This window comes from Enterobacter cloacae complex sp. P17RS (assembly GCF_014895885.1).
Classification (GTDB): Bacteria; Pseudomonadota; Gammaproteobacteria; order Enterobacterales; family Enterobacteriaceae; genus Enterobacter; species Enterobacter bugandensis.
Genome location: NZ_JADBQK010000003.1, coordinates 333,631 through 353,094 on the forward strand (window position 1 = coordinate 333,631; position 19,464 = coordinate 353,094).

The window sequence follows — 19,464 nt, forward strand, 5'->3', positions numbered from 1 at the left end:
ATCCGTTACACTTAACGTTCACGACCGACATTTAATCAATCCTTAGGAAAGATCGACAACAGAATCAATTAAGGACAGTCACATTAAAGGATAATTTTCTCATGACAAAATTACCCCGGTTTTCACCTGCTTTTTTCCACCCGCGATACTGGCTAAGCTGGACAGGCATCGCCGCCCTGTGGCTTATCATGCTGCTGCCTTACTCGCTGTTGTTCAGACTCGGCCACGTTCTGGGCCGGTTAGCCATGCGCCTTCTACCGCGCCGTGTCGAGATTGCCCGCCGCAACCTGGAGCTTTGCTTTCCGCAGATGGAAGCAGAAGCGCGTGAATCTTTGCTGCAGCGAAATTTTGAATCCGTGGGAATGGGGGTAATCGAAACCGGCATGGCGTGGTTCTGGCCTGAATGGCGGGTGCGTAAATGCTTTACCGTGCGCGGTTACGAACATATGGAGCAGGCCAGGGCGCAGGGGAAGGGCGTGGTGCTGGTTGGCATGCATTTTCTGACGCTTGAGCTGGGCGCGCGGATATTTGGCATGCTTAACCCCGGTATTGGGGTTTATCGTCCCAACAATAATGCGCTCCTGGACTGGCTACAAACGCGCGGTCGTCTGCGTTCGAATAAAACCATGCTGGATCGTCATGATTTAAAAGGCATGATCCGTGCCCTGAAGCAGAATGAAATTCTCTGGTACGCGCCGGATCATGACTATGGCAAAGCCAACAGCGTGTTTGCGCCATTCTTCGCCGTCCCGGATGCCGCCACGACGGCGGGCAGCTATATGCTGGTCAAAAGCGCGAAACCTGCCGTTATTCCGTTTGTGCCGCGCCGCAGAGAGGACGGTACAGGGTACGAGCTGATTATTCTTGAAGATATCAGCGCGTCATTGCAGGGTGCGGATAAAGAGTCTGTCGCAACCCAGATGAACCGGGCGATCGAGCGCGCGGTGCTGATGGCGCCGGAGCAGTATATGTGGCTGCACCGTCGCTTCAAGACGCGTCCTGAGGACGTGCCGGACAGATATGCCCGTAAAAAAATCTCCGCGCCCCCTCGGGCTGGCTTAACCGACGATGAATTCTCGCAGCAGTCGGGCATGCAGCATTAAAACGCCACGCAAAAGGCTGCTGGAGCTAGTTTCCGGCAGCGCTTTTGGCCTTTAGCAGTATTTCCATCAGCCCGGGAAAACGGGCATCCAGATCCTCCCGACGCAGTGAAATCATATTTTCTCGTCCCTGCGGACGCTGCCAGATAACCCCACTGTCGCGCAACACGCGCCAGTGGTGGGTCATCGTGGATTTCACCACGTCCTCCGGGCGCAGCGCGTTACAGCTGAGTTCGCTGCCGTCGGCGAGCCGGCGAATAATCGATAGCCGGAGCGGGTTGCCGAGGGCAAACAGCACATTTTCCAGCAGTATTTGTTCAGTTTCAGGGTGGTTAGGGATCATCGTTTTCCTGCGCGTGATGTCAGATTGAGCTATATCAACAATAGGTCAACCCTTAAAAAATAGTTCGATAATACTCGTACAATAGGACTATTATAGCAAACGAACCAATGCACGACCATCCTGGTCGTCACAAACACGTCATAGTGACTAAGGAAATATCATGCCCCGACCCATTCCTCTCGAACGTTATCGCAACATCGGTATCTCCGCGCATATCGATGCCGGTAAAACCACCACCACTGAGCGCATCCTGTTTTATACCGGGATGAGCCACAAGCTGGGTGAAGTACACGATGGCGCGGCAACCACCGACTGGATGGCGCAGGAGCAAGAGCGCGGGATAACCATTACGTCCGCGGCGGTCAGCTGCTTCTGGCCAGGCATGGACAGAGGCTTTGAGCCGCACCGGATTAACATCATCGACACCCCGGGGCACGTGGACTTCACCATTGAGGTGGAGCGTTCCATGCGCGTGCTCGACGGCGCGGTGATGGTGTATGACTCCGTGGGTGGCGTGCAGCCGCAGTCGGAAACCGTCTGGCGTCAGGCCAATAAATATCACGTACCGCGTCTGGCCTTCGTCAACAAAATGGACCGTCCGGGTGCCGATTTCTTCCGCGTCGTGCGGATGATGCAGGAGCGCCTGAAGGCCAATCCGGTGCCGATTGTCATCCCGGTGGGTGCCGAAGATCATTTCACCGGCGTGGTGGATCTCATCAAGATGCGCACCATTCTGTGGGACGATGCGACGCAGGGTATGGTGTTTACCTATGCCCCCGTGCCGGACGATTTAGTCAGTACCTCCCAGGAGTGGCGGGAAAAAATGGTCTCCGCGGCGGCGGAAGCCAGCGATGAACTGATGGACAAATACCTGGAAACGGGCGACCTGACGGAGGCGGAAATCATCAAAGGGCTGCGAATTCGCACCATCTCGGGCGAAATCCAGCCGATGCTGTGCGGCAGCGCCTTTAAAAATAAAGGCGTGCAGCGCATGCTGGATGCGGTGATTGAGCTGATGCCGTCGCCGCTGGACGTGCCGGCCATTGATGGCGTGGATGAAAAAGGACAGCACGCGGAGCGTCATCCGAGTGATGATGAGCCGTTCTCGGCGCTGGCGTTCAAGCTGATGAGCGACCCGTACGTCGGGCAGTTGACCTTTATCCGGGTCTACTCTGGCGTGCTGCGCAAAGGCGACGCGGTCTATAACCCGGTGAAAGAGAAGAAAGAGCGCATCGGGCGCATCGTGCTGATGCATGCCAACGATCGCCATGAGGTGGATGAACTGCGCGCCGGGGATATCGCGGCCTGTGTCGGGTTAAAAGACGTGACCACCGGTGACACGCTCACCGATCCGAACGCCGTCATTACGCTTGAGCGCATGGAGTTCCCGGATCCGGTGATCTCGCTGGCGATTGAGCCGAAAACCAAAGGCGATCAGGAGAAAATGGGCATTGCGCTGCAGCGTCTGGCGGCGGAAGACCCGTCTTTCCGCCTGCACACTGACGAGGAGTCCGGTCAGACCATTATCTCCGGGATGGGTGAGTTACACCTGGAGATAATCGTCGACCGCATGAAGCGTGAGTTTGGCGTCGAGGCGAACATTGGTCGTCCGCAGGTAACCTACCGGGAAACCCTGCGCAAGGCGGTGAGGGATATTGAAGGGAAATTTGTCCGACAGTCCGGCGGGAAAGGGCAGTACGGTCATGTGGTCCTGAGCCTGGAGCCGCTGGAGCCCGGAAGTGGTTTTGTATTTGAAGATGCCACCAAGGGCGGCGTGGTACCGCGCGAGTATATCCCGTCCGTGGAGAAAGGGCTGCGGGAAGCGATGAACAGCGGTGTGCTGGCGGGCTATCCGGTGGTGGATGTTAAGGCGACGCTGACGTTTGGCTCGTATCACGACGTCGACTCCTCGGAGATGGCGTTCCGCATGGCGGCGATCCTCGGCTTCAAGGAGGGCGCTCGCAGGGCGGATCCGGTGATCCTTGAGCCGATCATGCACGTGGAGGTGGAAACGCCGGAAGAGTACGCCGGGAACATCATGGGCGATCTCTCTTCCCGCCGCGGCATGGTGCAGGGAATGGCGGAGCAGTACGGAAGCCAGATTATCCGCGCCGATGTGCCGCTGGCCGAGATGTTTGGCTACGCCACCACGCTGCGCTCGATGTCCCAAGGACGCGCGACGTACACGATGGAGTTCCATCATTTTGCGGAGGCACCGCGAAATGTGGCGGATGAGATTATTGCGAAGCGTGCGAAGTAGTTAATTAATTGCACATGGTAGTCGGTGGGCTACCATGTGCTTTTTTTACGACACGGAGATTACCCATGTTATTTAATTAGCGTTGCCGAGCGGACTTTCCATTTCCCTTGTTCTTCAATAAGACAATCTGCAACAACGTGATCTTGCTTCTTACCAAACGCGATATAAACGTTTGTGCAAACGGCGTCAAAATCAGAGTGCAGGATGGTTATCTGATTCCAGTCCTCATCCCAATCCTGTGATTTGATGAACATATCCGCATCGGGCATGTCTTTTTCGTTACTTTCTCCTGAGTACATTTCTTTAATTGCATTAATTGTCCCTGACGCAACGTATTCATTCATGATGTCTGGATTAAGAACGGGCGGTTTGTCCTCATTTAGCTGAGCCATATACCACTGATTGAATTTTAGCGCTGCCAGCCCTGGGGCATTGACGCTTTCAGCGACCGCGAGCGGAGACAGGGCAAGAAGGAAAAAGACGTAGTGAGCACAATACCCCGTGCTCTTCGGTTGGGCGTGTGATTTAGCATATGAGATTGCGCCATCTTTATTCCATGTCATTGATATTTCCTTAACGCGAGAGTGCTAATGCTGCAACTCAGGAAATATCCTCCGTTTTAGAACGCAATAGTAAACATAAAATGCCATAGAAATTCGCTATAATTCAGTAGGATATAATTTAGGAAATCAATCCAGCGCCTTCACCATCTTTCCGCTCGCCACAAACGTCCCAGCCCCTAAATGATGCAGGGTATTCAACTTATCCCCGTCAAACTGCCAGCGCCCGGCGACAAACGCGCGCTCATCGGCTGCCGCTGAAACCACTTCTCCAAACAGCGTGTCGTATTTCTCTGCCGCAGAGGTGACGGGAAGTAATCGGCACTCCATCCACGCCAGACATTTTTCTTCAATCACCGGCAGCCCGAGCTCAGGGCCGTTCACGACCGGGATCCCGTAGCAGTTGAATTTGTCCTCGTCGCGCCCGCTGACGCTGCCGACAGCGTATGTCCAGTTAGCTGCCGCCACGCCGGGGATGACGATGCCAAACTTCCCGCTGTGCTCAATCAGCTCACGTGACCAGGTACTTTTATCCACCACAATCGCGATGCGCGGCGGTTCAAACTCAACGGGCATTGACCATGCGGCGGCCATAACGTTACGTCTGTCCAGGGTTTCATCGCGGCTGGTGATCAGCACGGTAGGGCCGTGGTTCAGCAGACGGCTGGCATGACGTAATTCAACAGGGCGAAAGTGGCTCATAGGATCTCCTCATCTGTAACGATGAGTATGACGAAAAAGCACGTAAATCAAAGTGAGTGCGTAAAATTAGTTTATAAACAGAACATCACAATCAAAGGAAAATGATGTATGTCCCCCTTTCTGACTGACTATTTTGCCCGCATTGGGTGGGCGCAACCGACACGGGTTGATATCGAAACCCTGCGCGCGCTGCATTTACACCACAACTGTGCGATCCCGTTCGAAAATATTGATGTCGTCCTGCCGCGCGAAATCCATCTTGACGATCAATGTCTGGTCGACAAGCTGGTGACGGCGCGACGCGGAGGATATTGCTTTGAGCAAAACGGCCTTTTCGAGCGCGTGTTGCGTGAAGTCGGGTTTAACGTGCGCAGCGTGCTGGGGCGGGTCGTACTGGCAAATCCATCGCAGATGCCGCCGCGCACGCACCGCCTGCTGCTGGTTGAGCTGAACGGCGAGCGCTGGATTGCCGACGTGGGGTTTGGTGGACAGACGCTGACGGCGCCGATTCGCCTGCTCGCCAACGAGGAACAGGAAACCCCGCACGGCATGTACCGTCTTCTGAGCGAGGGTAACGACTGGGTATTACAGTTCCGTCACCACGAGCACTGGCAGTCGATGTACCACTTTGACCTGACGACGCAGTATTTCAGCGATTACGTGATGGGGAACTTCTGGTCGGCGCACTGGCCGCAGTCCCATTTTCGTCATCATCTGCTGATGTGTCGCCACCTGCCGGACGGCGGCAAGCTGACGCTGACTAACTTCAACTTTACCCACTGGCAGAACGGTCACGTGGAGGAGCAGATCCATTTGCCGGATGCGGAGGCGCTGTATAAGCTGATGCAGGAGCGGTTTGGCCTTGGCGTTGATGATCCGAAACACGGCTTTACACTGGCCGAGCTGACGGCAGTGATGGCGGGGTTTGATACGCATCCGCAGGCAGGGAAATAGCCCGGTGGCGGCTACGCCTTACCGGGCCTGCGGGAGTGTGAACGTAGGTCGGGTAAGGCGTAGCCGCACCCGACAGAATCAACGGCGCGATCTCACCACCTGATACCGACGGGTAAAATACTCAAACGGTGCGCTCCACACGTGCACCAGACGGGTGAACGGGAAGATGAGGAAGATCGTCATCCCCAGCACCAGATGGACGCGGAAGATCGGCGCGACGCCGCTCAACATCTCCGACGAGCCCCCCTTAAACGTTACGATCCCCTGCGCCCAGCCGACCAGTTTCATCATCTCGCTTCCGTCAGGATATTGCGCGGAGAAAGGAATGGTCGACAGCCCCAGGATGCACTGAAGCAGCAGGATACTCATGATGATAATATCCGGCGTGGTGGACGTGGCGCGTACCCGCTGGTTGAAGAGGCGGCGGATCAGCAACATTGACCCACCAATCAGCGTCAGTACGCCGCAAATGCCTCCCGCAATCATGGCCAGCTGCTGTTTAACCGCGACGGGTAAAAACCAGGCGTACATCCAGTGCGGGGTTAACATGCCGAACAGGTGCCCGAAGAAGATCCCCAGAATCCCGATATGAAACAGGTTAGAGGCCCAGTTCATCCCGCGCTTGCTAAGCATCTGGCTCGATGAGGCCCGCCAGGTGTATTGCCCGTAGTCGTAGCGCAGCCAGCTGCCGAGGAAAAAAACGGTAGCACAGATATACGGGTAAATATCATAGAAAAACACGTTCAGGTAATGCGTCATTTTGGGCCTCCGGCGCTGACGTCCACGTACTGCGGCGCGACGTCCTGGCTAAAGCGTCGTTGATATTGCTGCATCGGCGAACTGTCGCACGATGTGGCGTTGTCTTCGATAAACTTCACCTGTTCCTCTTCCCACACGGCGTCCAGTGCCTGACGGGTATCATCCCGTTTTTCACCGGACACCTGCTTCGCCACGCTGTCGCTGGAAAGCCGCGTACCGGCCATCGTCAGCAGGGCGTCAAACAGCTGGTAATGCGCCACGCCGCGCTGCTTGAGGCGACCACCAATCAGCGCCAGGATCGGCGCGACATTTTGCAATCCTTCACGCGCCTCGTCGTCAGTGACGAGGCTGAGGTATTCCAGGTAGAGCGGCAGATAGTCGGGCAGCTCGCGGCAGTCCAGCTCCAGCCCGGCTTTCTCATACTGGCTCATCAGGTCAACCATCGCCTGACCACGATCGCGGGACTCGGCGTGAACGTGCTCGAACAGCAGCAGGGACGTTGCGCGCCCGCGTTCAAACACTTCGCACCATTCGGCCTGCTTATCCAGCAGCGGGGCGCTCAGGTGCTGCCGGGCAAACGGCAGCAGCATGGGCGCGTCCTGCTCAACCAGGGAAAGCGCCTCATCGCGGTTTTCCCACAGCAGCTCATCGGGATACTCAATCAGCAGCGCGATGATTTTAAGGATCTGCATTATTCTCCCTCCCCGTGTTCGCGCACCTCGGTGATGTTAATCGCGTCGATGCGGCTGCTGTTGAAGAGGTTGAATTTGGTGTCGGAGCCGTGGCAGCCGTCGCCAAAGGTGAAGCCGCAGCCGTTTTTCTCCGGGAAGGCGTCGCGCGCCATTTCGCGGTGGCTGGTCGGGATCACGAAGCGGTCTTCGTAGTTAGCGATGGCGAGATAGCGGTACATCTCCTCAACCTGCGCTTCGGTCAGGCCCACTTCCTCAATGGCGCGGGTATCGGTCACGCCTTCCACAGTCTGGGAGCGTTTATAGTGACGCATCGCCATCATGCGCTTCAGGGCGCGCAGCACCGGGCCGGTATCGCCCGCGCTGAGCATGTTTGCCAGGTACTGCACTGGAATGCGCAGGCTTTCCACGGCAGGCAGGACGCCGTCACTCTGCGGCAGGCCGCCCGCATCCGCGTAGGACTGAATCGGCGACAGCGGCGGCACGTACCAGACCATCGGCAGGGTGCGGTATTCAGGATGCAGCGGCAGCGCCAGCTTCCAGTCCATCGCCATCTTGTAGACCGGCGAACGCTGGGCGGCATCAATCACGTTCTGTGGAATGCCCTGTTTCAGCGCTTCCTCAATCACCGCCGGATCGTTCGGGTTGAGGAACACGTCGCACTGGCGCTCGTACAGATCGGTTTCATGCTCGGTGCTGGCGGCCTCTTCAATACGATCCGCGTCGTACAACAGCACGCCGAGATAACGGATGCGTCCGACGCAGGTTTCCGAGCAGACAGTCGGCTGGCCGGACTCAATGCGCGGGTAGCAGAAGATGCATTTTTCTGACTTGCCGCTTTTCCAGTTGAAGTAAATTTTCTTGTACGGGCATCCGCTGATGCACAGGCGCCAGCCGCGACATTTATCCTGGTCGATCAGCACAATGCCGTCCTCTTCGCGCTTGTAGATCGCGCCGCTCGGGCAGGTGGCCACGCAGCTCGGGTTCAGGCAGTGCTCGCACAGGCGCGGCAGATACATCATGAAGGTGTTTTCAAACTGGCCGTACATCTCCTTCTGGATCTTCTGGAAGTTGCGGTCGCGGGCGCGTTTTTCAAACTCGCCCCCCAGCAGTTCCTCCCAGTTTGGCCCCCAGACGATTTTGTCCATCCGCTTGCCGTCGATCAGCGAGCGGGGGCGGGCGGTAGGGAGGTGATCCCCCTCCGGTGCACGGTGCAGATCCTGATAGTCAAAGGTGAAGGGTTCGTAATAATCGTCAATCTGCGGCAGGACGGGGTTGGCGAAAATCTTCGACAGCACGCCCATTTTGCCGCCGAGGCGCGGGGTCAGCTTGCCGTGTATGCCGCGGATCCAGCCGCCTTGCCACTCTTCCTGATCTTCCCAGTTTTTCGGGTAGCCAATACCCGGTTTGGTCTCCACGTTGTTAAACCACGCATACTCCATCCCTTCGCGCCCGGTCCAGACGTTCTTGCAGGTGACCGAGCAGGTGTGGCAGCCGATGCATTTATCGAGATTCAGAACCATGCCAACCTGTGAGCGTATTTTCATTTTTTCGCCTCCTGTACCTGATCCCGACCTTCGCCATCCAGCCAGTTAATGTTTTTCATTTTGCGGATCATGATGAACTCGTCGCGGTTCGAGCCGACGGTGCCGTAATAGTTAAAGCTGTACGCCAGCTGGGCATAGCCGCCGATCATGTGCGTCGGTTTTGGGCAGACGCGGGTGACCGAGTTGTGGATCCCGCCGCGCCGTCCGGTCACTTCTGACCCCGGAATGTTCAGGATGCGCTCCTGGGCGTGGTACATCATGGTCATGCCCGGCGGCACGCGCTGGCTGACCACCGCGCGGGCGGTGAGGGCGCCGTTGGCGTTGAAGGCTTCGATCCAGTCGTTGTCCTCTATGCCCAGCTCGCGGGCGTCGGTTTCGCTGATCCAGACGATGGGCCCACCGCGCGACAGGGTCTGCATCAGCAGGTTTTCGCTGTAGGTGGAGTGGATGCCCCATTTCTGGTGCGGCGTCAGGAAGTTCAGCGCTTTTTCCGGGAAGCCGTTCGGCGGGATCTCGCGCATGTGGGTCACGCTGCGGGTATCAATCGGTGGGCGATAGGCCACCAGGCTCTCCCCGAAGGCGCGCATCCACGGATGATCCTGATACAGCTGCTGGCGGCCCGAAAGGGTGCGCCACGGGATCAGCTCGTGGACGTTGGTATAGCCCGCGTTATAGGAGACGTGTTCGCTCTCAAGGCCGGACCACGTCGGGCTGGAGATGATTTTGCGCGGCTGCGCCTGAATGTCGCGGAAGCGGATTTTCTCGTCTTCCTTGTTGAGCGCCAGATGGGTGTGGTCGCGCCCGGTCAGTTCCCCGAGCGCTTCCCAGGCCTTCACCGCCACCTGTCCGTTGGTTTCCGGGGCGAGGGCGAGGATCACCTCCGAGGCGTCAATGGCGGTTTCAATGCGCGGGCGGCCTTTCGCCGGGCCGTCGAGCTTGACGTAGTTCAGCTTGCCGAGGAAATCGACCTCGTTCTGCGTGTTCCACGAAATGCCTTTCCCGCCGTTGCCGAGCTTGTCCATCAGCGGGCCGAGGGCGGTGAAGCGTTCGTAAGTTTCCGGGTAGTTACGCTCGACCACGGCAATGTTCGGCGCCGTTTTGCCGGGGATCAGGTCACATTCCCCTTTGCGCCAGTCCTGAATATCAAACGGCTGCGACAGCTCCGCCGGGGAGTCATGCTGCAGCGGCTGGAGCACCACGTCGGTTTCTGTGCCCAGATGGCCAACGCACACCTCGGAGAAGACTTTGGCGATGCCTTTGTAGATCTCCCAGTCGCTGCGCGATTCCCACGCCGGGTCAACGGCGGCGGAAAGCGGATGAATAAACGGGTGCATGTCCGAGGTATTCATGTCGTCCTTTTCATACCAGGTGGCGGTCGGCAGGACGATATCGGAGAACAGGCAGGTGCTGGACATGCGGAAATCAAGCGTCACCAGCAGGTCGAGTTTGCCCTCGATGGCGGCGGTTTGCCACTCCACCTCTTCAGGCTTCACGTCGTCCGTTGAGCCTAAATCTTCCCCCTGAATGCCGCTCTCGGTGCCGAGCAGGTATTTCAGCATGTACTCGTGGCCTTTCCCGGACGAGCCGAGCAGGTTAGAGCGCCAGACGAACAGGTTGCGCGGGTGGTTCTTGCCGTTGTCCGGCTGTTCGCAGGCGAAGCGGATATCGCCCGATTTCAACGCCTGAACGGTGTACTCCTGCGGCGTCATGCCCGCCGCATCCGCACGCGCTTTGACATGCAGCGGGTTGAGGTTGAGCTGCGGGGCCGACGGCAGCCAGCCCATGCGCTCGGCGCGAACGTTAAAGTCGATCAGATGTCCGGTGAACTTCGACGCGTCCGCCAGCGGGGAGAGCAGCTCCTGCGCGGTGAGCTTCTCGTAGCGCCACTGGCTGGCGTGGTTGTAGAAGAACGAGGTGCTGTTCATCTGGCGCGGCGGGCGGTTCCAGTCCAGCGCGAAGGCCAGCGGCAGCCAGCCGGTTTGCGGGCGCAGCTTCTCCTGGCCGACATAGTGGGACCAGCCGCCGCCGCTCTGCCCGACGCAGCCGCAGAAGACCAGCATATTGATCATCCCACGGTAGTTCATGTCCATGTGGTACCAGTGGTTTACCCCGGCACCCAGAATGATCATCGAGCGACCGTGCGTTTTGTGCGCCGTGTCGGCGAACTCGCGGGCAATTTTTTCGATCAGGTACGCGGGCACGCCGGTGATCTGCTCGCCCCAGGCGGGCGTGTAGGCTTTGATCTGGTCATAGCTGTCTGCGGCGTTACTGTCTTCCAGGCCGCGATCGAGACCGTAGTTAGCCAGCACCAGATCGTAAACGCTGACCACTCGCTTCTCGCTGCCGTCGGCGAGCGTCAGGGTTTTGCTCGGCACGCGGCGCGTCAGCACCGGCTCCTGCTTCACGCTGCGAAAATGCGGGTTTTCGTTGCCGCCAAAGTAGGGGAACGCGACGTCCGCCACGCTGTCGTGGGTAATCAGCAGGGAGAGTGTGAGTTCTGTTTCATGGCCCGCAGCCTGAGGCTCCAGGTTCCATTTGCCTTTTTCCCCCCAGCGGAAGCCGATCGAGCCGTTTGGCACCACCAGGTTACCGGCAATATCGAAGGCGACGGTCTTCCACTCCGGGTTATTGGCTTCCCCCAGCCCGTCGACAAGGTCCGAGGCGCGCAGCATCCGGCCCGGCACCACGCGACCGTCAGCCTGCTCGTCCAGCAGCACGAGCATCGGCATGTCGGTGTAGCGACGGCAGTAGTTAAGGAAGTAATCGCTCGGGTTATCGAGGTGGAACTCTTTGAGGATGACGTGGCCCATCGCCATGGCGAGGGCGCTGTCGGTGCCCTGTTTGGGGGCCAGCCACTGGTCGCTGAGCTTGGCGACCTCCGAGAAGTCCGGCGTAATCGCAACGGTCTTGGTGCCTTTGTAGCGCACCTCGGTAAAGAAGTGGGCGTCCGGAGTACGCGTCTGCGGCACGTTCGAACCCCAGGCAATGATATAGCTGGAGTTGTACCAGTCGGCGGACTCCGGCACGTCGGTCTGCTCGCCCCAGGTCATCGGCGACGCCGGCGGCAGGTCGCAGTACCAGTCGTAGAAGCTCAGGCAGGTGCCGCCCAGCAGGGAGAGATAGCGCGTTCCGGCAGCGTAGGAAACCATCGACATCGCCGGAATAGGCGAAAAACCGGCCACGCGGTCCGGGCCGTAGTTTTTGATGGTCCAGACGTTAGCGGCGGCGATCAGCTGGTTCAGCTCTTTCCAGTTTGAGCGGATAAACCCGCCTTTACCCCGCGCCTTCCTGTAGCTTTGCGCCTTTTGCGGATCGTTCTGGATGGCATCCCAGGCCAGAACCGGATCGGTATGCTGCGCCAGCGCCTCGCGCCAGAGTTCAATCAGCCTGCGGCGCACCAGCGGGTACTTAAGGCGGTTGGCGCTGTAGAGGTACCAGGAGTAGCTTGCGCCTCGCGGGCAGCCGCGCGGCTCGTGATTGGGCAGGTCAGGGCGGGTGCGGGGGTAGTCGGTCTGCTGGGTTTCCCAGGTCACCAGGCCGTTTTTGACATAAATCTTCCAGCTACAGGAGCCGGTACAGTTTACCCCGTGGGTGGATCGCACAATCTTGTCGAACTGCCAGCGCTGGCGGTAGCTGTCCTCCCAGTCGCGGTTGGTGTGATACACCTGCCCGTGCCCATCGGCGAAACTGTCGCCTTTTGTTTTGAAGTAACGGAAGCGGTCCAGCAGTTTGCTCATGACATTTCTCCTGCTTCGATAGCATGGCCGGAGTGCGATGCATCACGCTCCGGCGAAGATGTAGTTTTTATTTTTTTGAGGATTTACGGCCATACACCAGCCAGGTGACCAACACGCAGACGATGTAAAACACGAGGAAGACCTTCATGGCCCCAACCGGCGAACCGGTCATTGCCAGCGATGTGCCGAACGCCTTAGGGATAAAGAACCCGCCAACGGCACCGATGGCGGAGATAAAGCCCAGCGCGGCGGCGGTCTCCGTCACCGCTTCATGCTGCGCCTGCTCGTCCGTGCCGCCCTGCTTTTTGACGCGGTCGAGGGTGATTTGGCGAAAGATAATCGCGATCATCTGGAAGGTCGAACCGCTGCCCAGCCCGGCGGTGAGGAACAGGCCCATAAAGACCAGGTAGAAGGCGATAAAGCTGCCGGAGCCAGAGCCGGGGAGCGTCAGGAAGATCAGGGCGCTGAAGATAGCCATAAAGACGAAGTTAATCAGCGTGACGCGCACGCCGCCCAGCCTGTCAGAGACCATCCCGCCCGCCGAACGCGCCAGTGCGCCGATCAGGGGGCCAAAGAAAGCGAGGTGAAGGATGTTCACGTCCGGGAACTGGGTTTTCGACAGCATGGCAAAGCCCGCCGAGAAGCCGATAAACGAGCCGAAGGTAGCAAGATAAAGCAGGCTCAGCAGCCAGAGGTGAAAGCGCTTCAGTACCGGCAGCTGGCTGGCGATAGAGGCTTTAGAGCTGGCGATATCGTTCATGCCAAAAAACGCCGCAAGGGTTGCCAGCAGCAGCAGCGGCGCCCAGACCCAGGCCGCATTGGCCAGCCACATCGTTGAGCCGTCCTCCTGCGGTACGCCGTGCACGCCGAGGAAGGTAAACATTGGCAGGAAAATCACCAGCGGAGCAAACAGCTGCATCACGCTGACGCCCAGATTTCCCAGCCCGCCGTTGATGCCCAGCGCGCTGCCCTGTCTGGCCTTCGGGAAGAAGAAGCTGATGTTACCCATGCTGGAGGCAAAGTTAGCCCCGGCAAAACCGCAGAGCAGGGCAATCACGATAAAGACCCAGTAAGGTGTCGCGGTGTCCTGAATGGCTATCCCCAGCCAGACGCAGGGGATAATCAGGATAACGGTGCTCAATACCGTCCAGTAGCGTCCGCCAAATATTGGCACCATAAACGAGTAGGGGACGCGCAATATCGCGCCAGAGAGTGAAGGTAATGCCGTTAGCATAAAAAGCTGATCGGTGGTGAAATTAAATCCGACTTTATTCAGATTGACCGCAACGGCGCTAAATAACATCCACACGCAAAACGCTAATAGCAGGCAAGCTACAGAAATCCATAGGTTTCTTCGTGCGATATGTTTTCCTTTATTCTCCCAAAATTGCGCGTTTTCAGGTTTCCAGTTACTCAACAGATGGGGATTACTTTTATCACTTTGTTGCGACATATCGCCCTCTTGCTTACCATGTTTGAGAGAAAAATGAAGTAAAAACAAAAAGATAATTAAAGAAGTGTTATTGGTTTTTTGGGATGCTTTGGGATACATCTGAAAGGATAGATAAAAAAGCGAACCCCCGAGATTAGAATGAAAAATAAGGGCTCGCTTAATGTGTTACTAATTGTAACGTTTTGCGTAATTTATACTCCGGAAGGAGTATTAAAACAATTCCAGTGTGATAAGTTTGTCGAGATGTTTATTAAATGCCGCATCGTCCATTTCAGGCATATTTAATACGGTGATCCCATCCAGGCCACAAACCAGCCCTATTAAACGCCATGCGATATTTTCCGCTCGATCGGTAAGCGTGAACGCGTTGGCATCAGCCCCGGCGCGGATAATCGCCACGGTTTCCTGATGCCACATCTCCATGGTCAGGACATAAGCCGCTTTGATCTCGGGATCACGGCTGGCGAGAATTTGGGCTTCCCGCCAAAGGCGAATGTAAGGTTCAAGCCCACCGTCGTCACTGCCGAGCATGCTGTGCAACCGTTCCCGCCAGCCCGCGTTTTCACCCACCACGTCGGCATCCAGCAGCTCGCGGATCACGCGCACAAACGCCAGCGATTTTAACTCGCCGCCGGAGGCAAAGTGGTGGTGGACCTGCCCGGTCGCGACGCCCGCTTCTGCGGCAATGCGCCGTACCGTCATGGCTGCCAGCCCCTCGGCCAGCGCCACGCGCATCGCGGCCTGTAAGATCGCTTCCCGCCGCTCTTCCTTGCTCAAATAGCGCATTTTTTCTCTACTCTCAATAAGACCGAAACGAGTGTAACAAAAAGCTGGACAGTCGTTCAACTTTACGTAGGATCGCATTCTGGACATGTGTCCATGTTTAAAATGAAAAGGAAATTTATGTTTCGTCAGTGGTTAGCGTTAGTGATTATCGTGCTGGTATACATCCCGGTGGCGATTGACGCGACGGTGCTGCACGTGGCGGCGCCGACATTGAGCATGACGCTGGGTGCCAGCGGAAACGAATTGTTGTGGATCATTGATATTTACTCGCTGGTGATGGCGGGGATGGTGCTGCCGATGGGTGCCCTCGGTGACCGCATTGGCTTTAAACACTTGCTGATGATCGGCAGCACGCTGTTTGGCCTGTCGTCCCTGGCGGCCGCGTTTGCACCGTCGGCAGGGTGGCTGATAGCGGCGCGCGCCTCGCTGGCGATCGGTGCGGCAATGATCATTCCGGCTACGCTTGCGGGGATCCGCACGCTGTTTACCGACGCGAAAGATCGCAACATCGCGCTCGGCGTCTGGGCGGCAGTGGGTTCCGGCGGGGCGGCGTTTGGTCCGCTGATTGGCGGTATGTTGCTCGAGCATTTTTACTGGGGATCGGTGTTTTTAATCAACGTGCCGATTGTGCTGGTAGTGGTGTCGCTGGCCGCGCGTTTTGTGCCCCGTCAGCAGGGCCGACCGGAGCAGCCGCTGAATATCAGTCATGCCATCATGCTGATTGTGGCGATTTTGCTGCTGGTCTACAGTGCCAAAACCGCGCTCAAAGGCGTCCTGTCGCCGTGGCTGGTGGCGTGTACCTTGCTCACGGGTGGCGTAATGCTGTTTATTTTTGTGCGCATCCAGCTGCGCGCCCGCGTGCCGATGATCGATATGCGCCTGTTCTGCCATCGCATCATTCTGAGCGGCGTGGTCATGGCGATGACGGCGATGATCGCCCTGGTGGGCTTTGAGCTGCTGATGGCGCAGGAGCTGCAGTTTGTCCACGGCTTTACGCCGTTTGAGGCGGGCATGTTTATGCTCCCGGTAATGGTGGCAAGCGGATTCAGCGGGCCGATTGCCGGTGTGCTGGTGGGCCGCCTGGGGCTGCGCATTGTCGCTGCCGGGGGGATGGGGCTTAGCGCTGTCAGCTTCATCGGCCTGTCGATGCTTGATTTCAGCACGCAGCAGTGGCAGGCGTGGGGGCTGATGGTTCTGCTTGGCTTTAGCGCCGCAAGCGCGCTGCTGGCCTCGACCTCCGCCATTATGGCTGCCGCGCCGAAGGAGAAAGCCGCTGCCGCAGGAGCGATTGAAACCATGTCCTATGAACTGGGCGCCGGGCTGGGGATCGCCATTTTCGGTCTGCTGTTGACCCGCAGCTTCTCGGCGTCCATTGATCTTCCGCAGGGGCTGAATGCCTCGCTCGTCGATAAAGCCTCGTCATCCATTGGTGAAGCGATGAAGGTGGCGCAGGAGCTGACGCCGTCCCTCGCGGAGCCGGTGATTGAGGCGGCGAAAAGTGCGTTTATTACCTCCCACAGCGTGGCGCTGGGGAGTGCGGGCGGAATGCTGCTGTTGCTGGCAGTGGGGATCTGGTTTAGCCTGGCGAAGGTGCCGAAGCCGTAAAACACGCCCGGTGGCGCTGCGCTTACCGGGCCTACGGGCGCGGTTGTCCGAGCCGCGCCACCCGGTTTATTTTTCCTGGGCCGCGGACAGGACGCTGTGCAACAGCACGTTCGCCCCTTTCTCCGACCATTCTGGCAGGATCCTTTCCGCTTCGTTATGGCTGATGCCCTTCACGCAGGGGATAAAAATCATGCTGGCAGGGGCAATTTTACTGACATAGCAGGCGTCATGTCCCGCGCCGGAGACCATCGGTTTCGCCGAGTAGCCCAGTTCCGCCACGGCCTTCTCCGTGCGGGCCAGACATTCGGCATCAAACGCGATGGGGGCGTAGTCAAAAATGCGCTCAACGACAGCCGCCACGCCGCGCAGGCTCAGGCTTTCAGCCACCTTATGCAGCGCCGCCTCCATGGCTTCCAGTGCCGTCAGCGCCGGATGGCGAAACTCCACGCTGCAGACCACCCGAGACGGGACGACGTTGCGCGAGTTTGGCGTAACCTGCGCCATACCGATGGTCGCACGTCCGTCCGGCGCGTGCCGATAGCCAATCTCCTCCACCTTCAGCGCCAGCTCCGAGAACGCGGTCAGCGCGTCTCGGCGGCTGTGCATCGGCGTGGTGCCCGCGTGGGCGGCAAACCCGTCCAGCGTCAGGGTAAACCAGCGCTGGCCCATTGCCGCGCGGACTAACCCGATATCCAGGGCTTCGTCTTCCAGAATCGGGCCCTGTTCGATGTGCAGCTCGTAGCAGGCGTGAACCGGAAACGCGCGGGCAGGGGCTTCACCCCGGTAGCCGATGCTTTCCAGCGCTTCACCCACGCTGATACCGTCGCTGTCCGCGCGGGCATGGGCGTACGCTTCGCTAAATTGCCCCGTCCAGACCCCTGAAGCGAGCATGGCTGGCGCAAAGCGCGCGCCTTCTTCGTTGGTCCAGTTGACCAGCACGATGTCACGCTCCGTCTCAAGGTGATGGTCATTGAGGGTGCGCAGCAGCTCCAGCCCGGCCAGCACGCCGTAAACGCCGTCGTAGTTCCCTCCCAGCGGCTGGGTATCCACGTGCGAACCGGTCATGACTGGCGCGAGTTGCGGGTTTTTCCCGGCGCGGCGGATAAACATATTGCCCATGCTGTCGACGTCACAGGTAAAACCGGCGTCCAGCGCCGAGTCGCGCAGCAGGTTACGCGCAATACGATCTTCCTCGCTCAGTGCCAGACGGGTGACGCCACCGGCGGGCGTGCCGCCGATCTGCGCCATCATCTCAAGCGTTGACCACAGCCGTTCGGCGTTGACGCGGATCATGACTTGTCCTTACCGCTGCGGTAGCGGAAATCACAGCACGCACCGCCCTGCATAATGGTCGTGGTGCGGGTTAGCTCTACGTCCGGCGCATAGCCAACGATGAATTTTTCATCGCGCGCGCAGGAGAGCAGATGACCAATCTCGCCCAGCCCCATCTCGTGGTACATCTCCGCGTAGCGACAGCGGGTTACGTTGTAGTTGTACTGCTGGTCGTCAGCGTCGATCACCTTCACGTCCAGGGCGTTATCTTTCTCCCACAGATACTGCAGGGCGATAAAGCTCTTGATGTTCGCGCCGTTGGGTTCTTTGCTGGCAAACCCTTTACCAGCATCAATCGCGGCCTGCTCAATGGCCTCGCCAATCACCGCCTGGGCGCGGGCTTTCCCTATCTCGCGCACCAGGATTTCATAAATTGGCTTAATAATTTCAGCTTCAATTTTGCGGCGGGCGAGAATGCCCAGCTCATTATTATCACTCATCACATTGCCTCGCTGCGTTACTTCGCTTTTGCACCGCCCAGCACGGTCTGCGGCTGCCATTTGCCGTCGACAACCTTATAGACCGTGAACGACGGCGATTTCAGGTTGCCCTCTTTATCAAACGCGATCTGTCCGGTAACGCCGGAATAGCTGATGGCGCGCAGGGCGGGCAGATAGTCTGATGGCTCAACGGAGTCTGCTTTTTCCATCGCCGCAACCAGCACGCGGGTGGCGTCATAGGCGAACGGGGCGTGCAGTTCGATATGGGTGTGGTAGCGGGCCTGGTAGGCCTGTTCGAATGCCTTTCCACCCGGCATCTGGTCAACGGGCAGGCCCGGCTCCAGCGCCACAACGCCTTCGCCTTCTTTCTGCGCCAGCTTCAGGAACGTCTGGCTGACGAATCCGCCTGCGCCCATCAGCGTGGCATTCATGCCCAGCTGTTTAATGCGGCGAGCCAGCGGTGCGGCCTGGCTGTCGACGCCGCCGAAGAAGATCAGATCGGCGTTTTTACTGCGGATGGCGGTCAGCACGGCGCTGAAATCGACCGTTTTGTCATCCACGTACTGACGGTCGACAATTTTCACGCCCTGGGCTTCCAGCGATTTAATAAACTGGTCTGCAAGCCCCTGACCGAAGGCGGTACGGTCGTCGATTACCGCAATGCGTTTGGCTTTCAGGGTGTTAACCGCGTACTGACCGGCGAGCTGGCCGCCGTCATCGTCGTGTCCCATCACGCGGAAGCTGGTATCAAAACCTTGTTGCGTATAGGCGTGACCGGTCGCGACCGGTGCCACCTGGGCGATGCCTGCATCGTGATAAACGCGGGCCGCTGGAATGCTGGTGCCGGTGTTCCAGTGGCCGACCACGCCCGCCACATCGCTGTCCACCAGACGCTGCGCGACGGCTACGGCAGTGCGCGGGTCAGACTGATCGTCTTCGGACTGCAGTTTGAAGGTGACCGCTTTGCCGCCGATGGTCGGATGCTGCTTGTTAATGTCGTCAATGGCCAGTTGCGCGCCGTTCTCCAGATCTTTCCCGATACGGGCGGACGGGCCGGTGAGCGGGCCTGCCAGACCGATAACCACGGTTTCGCCGTCGGCGGCCCACGAGGACGTTGAGGCAAGACCGCCGAGCAGAATAGCTGCGCTGAGCGCACTGATTTTTACTGTTTTCATTGTATTTCCCTGATGTTGGCTG

16 protein-coding genes are annotated in these 19,464 nt (G+C 58.3%); 4 read left to right on the top strand and 12 right to left on the bottom strand.

All coding sequences use genetic code 11. From position 1 onward, the window contains the following. Positions 1-101: 101 nt before the first annotated feature. Positions 102-1,103, top strand: coding sequence for a Kdo(2)-lipid IV(A) acyltransferase (locus IM265_RS02550; RefSeq protein WP_182033774.1), 1,002 nt, complete (start codon positions 102-104; stop codon positions 1,101-1,103). Positions 1,104-1,128: 25 nt separating this feature from the next. Here IM265_RS02550 and IM265_RS02555 read toward each other — a convergent pair whose 3' ends face one another. Continuing rightward, a complete protein-coding gene (locus IM265_RS02555) occupies positions 1,129-1,443 on the bottom strand; it encodes a helix-turn-helix transcriptional regulator (RefSeq protein WP_041909805.1) in 315 nt (104 codons plus the stop codon). Between the two features lie 160 nt (positions 1,444-1,603). Between IM265_RS02555 and fusA the strand changes: the two genes are divergently transcribed. Then, the gene (gene fusA, locus IM265_RS02560) at positions 1,604-3,703 is read left to right on the top strand and encodes an elongation factor G (RefSeq protein WP_182033776.1); all 2,100 of its coding nucleotides are present in this window, start codon (positions 1,604-1,606) and stop codon (positions 3,701-3,703) included. 68 nt (positions 3,704-3,771) lie between these two features. Here the strand turns inward: fusA and IM265_RS02565 are convergent, their stop codons facing one another. Together IM265_RS02565 and IM265_RS02570 are read right to left on the bottom strand one after the other, a co-directional pair. After that, positions 3,772-4,266, bottom strand: a complete 495-nt coding sequence (locus IM265_RS02565; protein WP_182033778.1) for a DUF3828 domain-containing protein — start codon at positions 4,264-4,266, stop codon at positions 3,772-3,774. Positions 4,267-4,392: 126 nt separating this feature from the next. After that, positions 4,393-4,965, bottom strand: a complete 573-nt coding sequence (locus IM265_RS02570; RefSeq protein ID WP_028013271.1) for a flavin reductase family protein — start codon at positions 4,963-4,965, stop codon at positions 4,393-4,395. 108 nt (positions 4,966-5,073) lie between these two features. Between IM265_RS02570 and nhoA the strand changes: the two genes are divergently transcribed. Then, positions 5,074-5,919, top strand: coding sequence for an N-hydroxyarylamine O-acetyltransferase (gene nhoA, locus IM265_RS02575; protein WP_088205495.1), 846 nt, complete (start codon positions 5,074-5,076; stop codon positions 5,917-5,919). Between the two features lie 78 nt (positions 5,920-5,997). Here the strand turns inward: nhoA and narI are convergent, their stop codons facing one another. The 6 genes from narI to IM265_RS02605 form a co-directional block, all read right to left on the bottom strand. Next, the gene (gene narI, locus IM265_RS02580; protein WP_022648214.1) at positions 5,998-6,678 is read right to left on the bottom strand and encodes a respiratory nitrate reductase subunit gamma; all 681 of its coding nucleotides are present in this window, start codon (positions 6,676-6,678) and stop codon (positions 5,998-6,000) included. Further along, a complete protein-coding gene (gene narW, locus IM265_RS02585; protein ID WP_048958314.1) occupies positions 6,675-7,370 on the bottom strand; it encodes a nitrate reductase molybdenum cofactor assembly chaperone in 696 nt (231 codons plus the stop codon). Before narW ends, narI begins: the two co-directional genes overlap by 4 nt. Beyond that, complete coding sequence (gene narH, locus IM265_RS02590) at positions 7,370-8,914, bottom strand: nitrate reductase subunit beta (RefSeq protein ID WP_008501747.1); 1,545 nt, start codon at positions 8,912-8,914, stop codon at positions 7,370-7,372. The genes narW and narH overlap by 1 nt, the downstream gene beginning before the upstream one ends. After that, entirely contained in the window at positions 8,911-12,651 is a 3,741-nt protein-coding gene (locus tag IM265_RS02595; RefSeq protein WP_063942411.1) for a nitrate reductase subunit alpha, read from the bottom strand. Before IM265_RS02595 ends, narH begins: the two co-directional genes overlap by 4 nt. A gap of 67 nt (positions 12,652-12,718) precedes the next feature. Continuing rightward, positions 12,719-14,104 carry a NarK family nitrate/nitrite MFS transporter gene (locus tag IM265_RS02600; RefSeq protein ID WP_048958773.1) on the bottom strand — a complete coding sequence of 462 codons (1,386 nt, stop codon included), beginning with the start codon at positions 14,102-14,104 and terminating at the stop codon, positions 12,719-12,721. A gap of 210 nt (positions 14,105-14,314) precedes the next feature. Beyond that, positions 14,315-14,890, bottom strand: a complete 576-nt coding sequence (locus IM265_RS02605; protein ID WP_028013266.1) for a TetR family transcriptional regulator — start codon at positions 14,888-14,890, stop codon at positions 14,315-14,317. 117 nt (positions 14,891-15,007) lie between these two features. Here IM265_RS02605 and IM265_RS02610 point away from each other — a divergent pair, with 117 nt between their 5' ends. Further along, on the top strand, positions 15,008-16,495 hold the full coding sequence (locus IM265_RS02610) for an MFS transporter (protein ID WP_193030735.1): 1,488 nt from the start codon (positions 15,008-15,010) through the stop codon (positions 16,493-16,495). A 66-nt stretch (positions 16,496-16,561) separates the two neighbouring features. On the opposite strand, the gene IM265_RS02615 is transcribed toward IM265_RS02610, so the two are convergent. From IM265_RS02615 to IM265_RS02625, 3 genes are read right to left on the bottom strand one after another with little or no spacing between them, the layout of a single operon-like run. Next, positions 16,562-17,788, bottom strand: coding sequence for a Zn-dependent hydrolase (locus IM265_RS02615; protein ID WP_193030733.1), 1,227 nt, complete (start codon positions 17,786-17,788; stop codon positions 16,562-16,564). After that, a complete protein-coding gene (locus IM265_RS02620) occupies positions 17,785-18,267 on the bottom strand; it encodes an L-2-amino-thiazoline-4-carboxylic acid hydrolase (protein ID WP_048999756.1) in 483 nt (160 codons plus the stop codon). The genes IM265_RS02615 and IM265_RS02620 overlap by 4 nt, the downstream gene beginning before the upstream one ends. A gap of 17 nt (positions 18,268-18,284) precedes the next feature. After that, positions 18,285-19,442: a branched-chain amino acid ABC transporter substrate-binding protein gene (locus IM265_RS02625; protein ID WP_041909827.1), complete on the bottom strand. Its 1,158-nt coding sequence runs from the start codon at positions 19,440-19,442 to the stop codon at positions 18,285-18,287. Between the last annotated feature and the right edge of the window lie 22 nt (positions 19,443-19,464).

Coding starts and splice junctions, on each gene's coding strand:
- IM265_RS02550 (WP_182033774.1), top strand. CDS start 102: ATGACAAAATTACCCCGGTTTTCACCTGCTTTTTTCCACCCGCGATAC.
- IM265_RS02555 (WP_041909805.1), bottom strand. CDS start 1,443: ATGATCCCTAACCACCCTGAAACTGAACAAATACTGCTGGAAAATGTG.
- fusA (WP_182033776.1), top strand. CDS start 1,604: ATGCCCCGACCCATTCCTCTCGAACGTTATCGCAACATCGGTATCTCC.
- IM265_RS02565 (WP_182033778.1), bottom strand. CDS start 4,266: ATGACATGGAATAAAGATGGCGCAATCTCATATGCTAAATCACACGCC.
- IM265_RS02570 (WP_028013271.1), bottom strand. CDS start 4,965: ATGAGCCACTTTCGCCCTGTTGAATTACGTCATGCCAGCCGTCTGCTG.
- nhoA (WP_088205495.1), top strand. CDS start 5,074: ATGTCCCCCTTTCTGACTGACTATTTTGCCCGCATTGGGTGGGCGCAA.
- narI (WP_022648214.1), bottom strand. CDS start 6,678: ATGACGCATTACCTGAACGTGTTTTTCTATGATATTTACCCGTATATC.
- narW (WP_048958314.1), bottom strand. CDS start 7,370: ATGCAGATCCTTAAAATCATCGCGCTGCTGATTGAGTATCCCGATGAG.
- narH (WP_008501747.1), bottom strand. CDS start 8,914: ATGAAAATACGCTCACAGGTTGGCATGGTTCTGAATCTCGATAAATGC.
- IM265_RS02595 (WP_063942411.1), bottom strand. CDS start 12,651: ATGAGCAAACTGCTGGACCGCTTCCGTTACTTCAAAACAAAAGGCGAC.
- IM265_RS02600 (WP_048958773.1), bottom strand. CDS start 14,104: ATGTCGCAACAAAGTGATAAAAGTAATCCCCATCTGTTGAGTAACTGG.
- IM265_RS02605 (WP_028013266.1), bottom strand. CDS start 14,890: ATGCGCTATTTGAGCAAGGAAGAGCGGCGGGAAGCGATCTTACAGGCC.
- IM265_RS02610 (WP_193030735.1), top strand. CDS start 15,008: ATGTTTCGTCAGTGGTTAGCGTTAGTGATTATCGTGCTGGTATACATC.
- IM265_RS02615 (WP_193030733.1), bottom strand. CDS start 17,788: ATGATCCGCGTCAACGCCGAACGGCTGTGGTCAACGCTTGAGATGATG.
- IM265_RS02620 (WP_048999756.1), bottom strand. CDS start 18,267: ATGAGTGATAATAATGAGCTGGGCATTCTCGCCCGCCGCAAAATTGAA.
- IM265_RS02625 (WP_041909827.1), bottom strand. CDS start 19,442: ATGAAAACAGTAAAAATCAGTGCGCTCAGCGCAGCTATTCTGCTCGGC.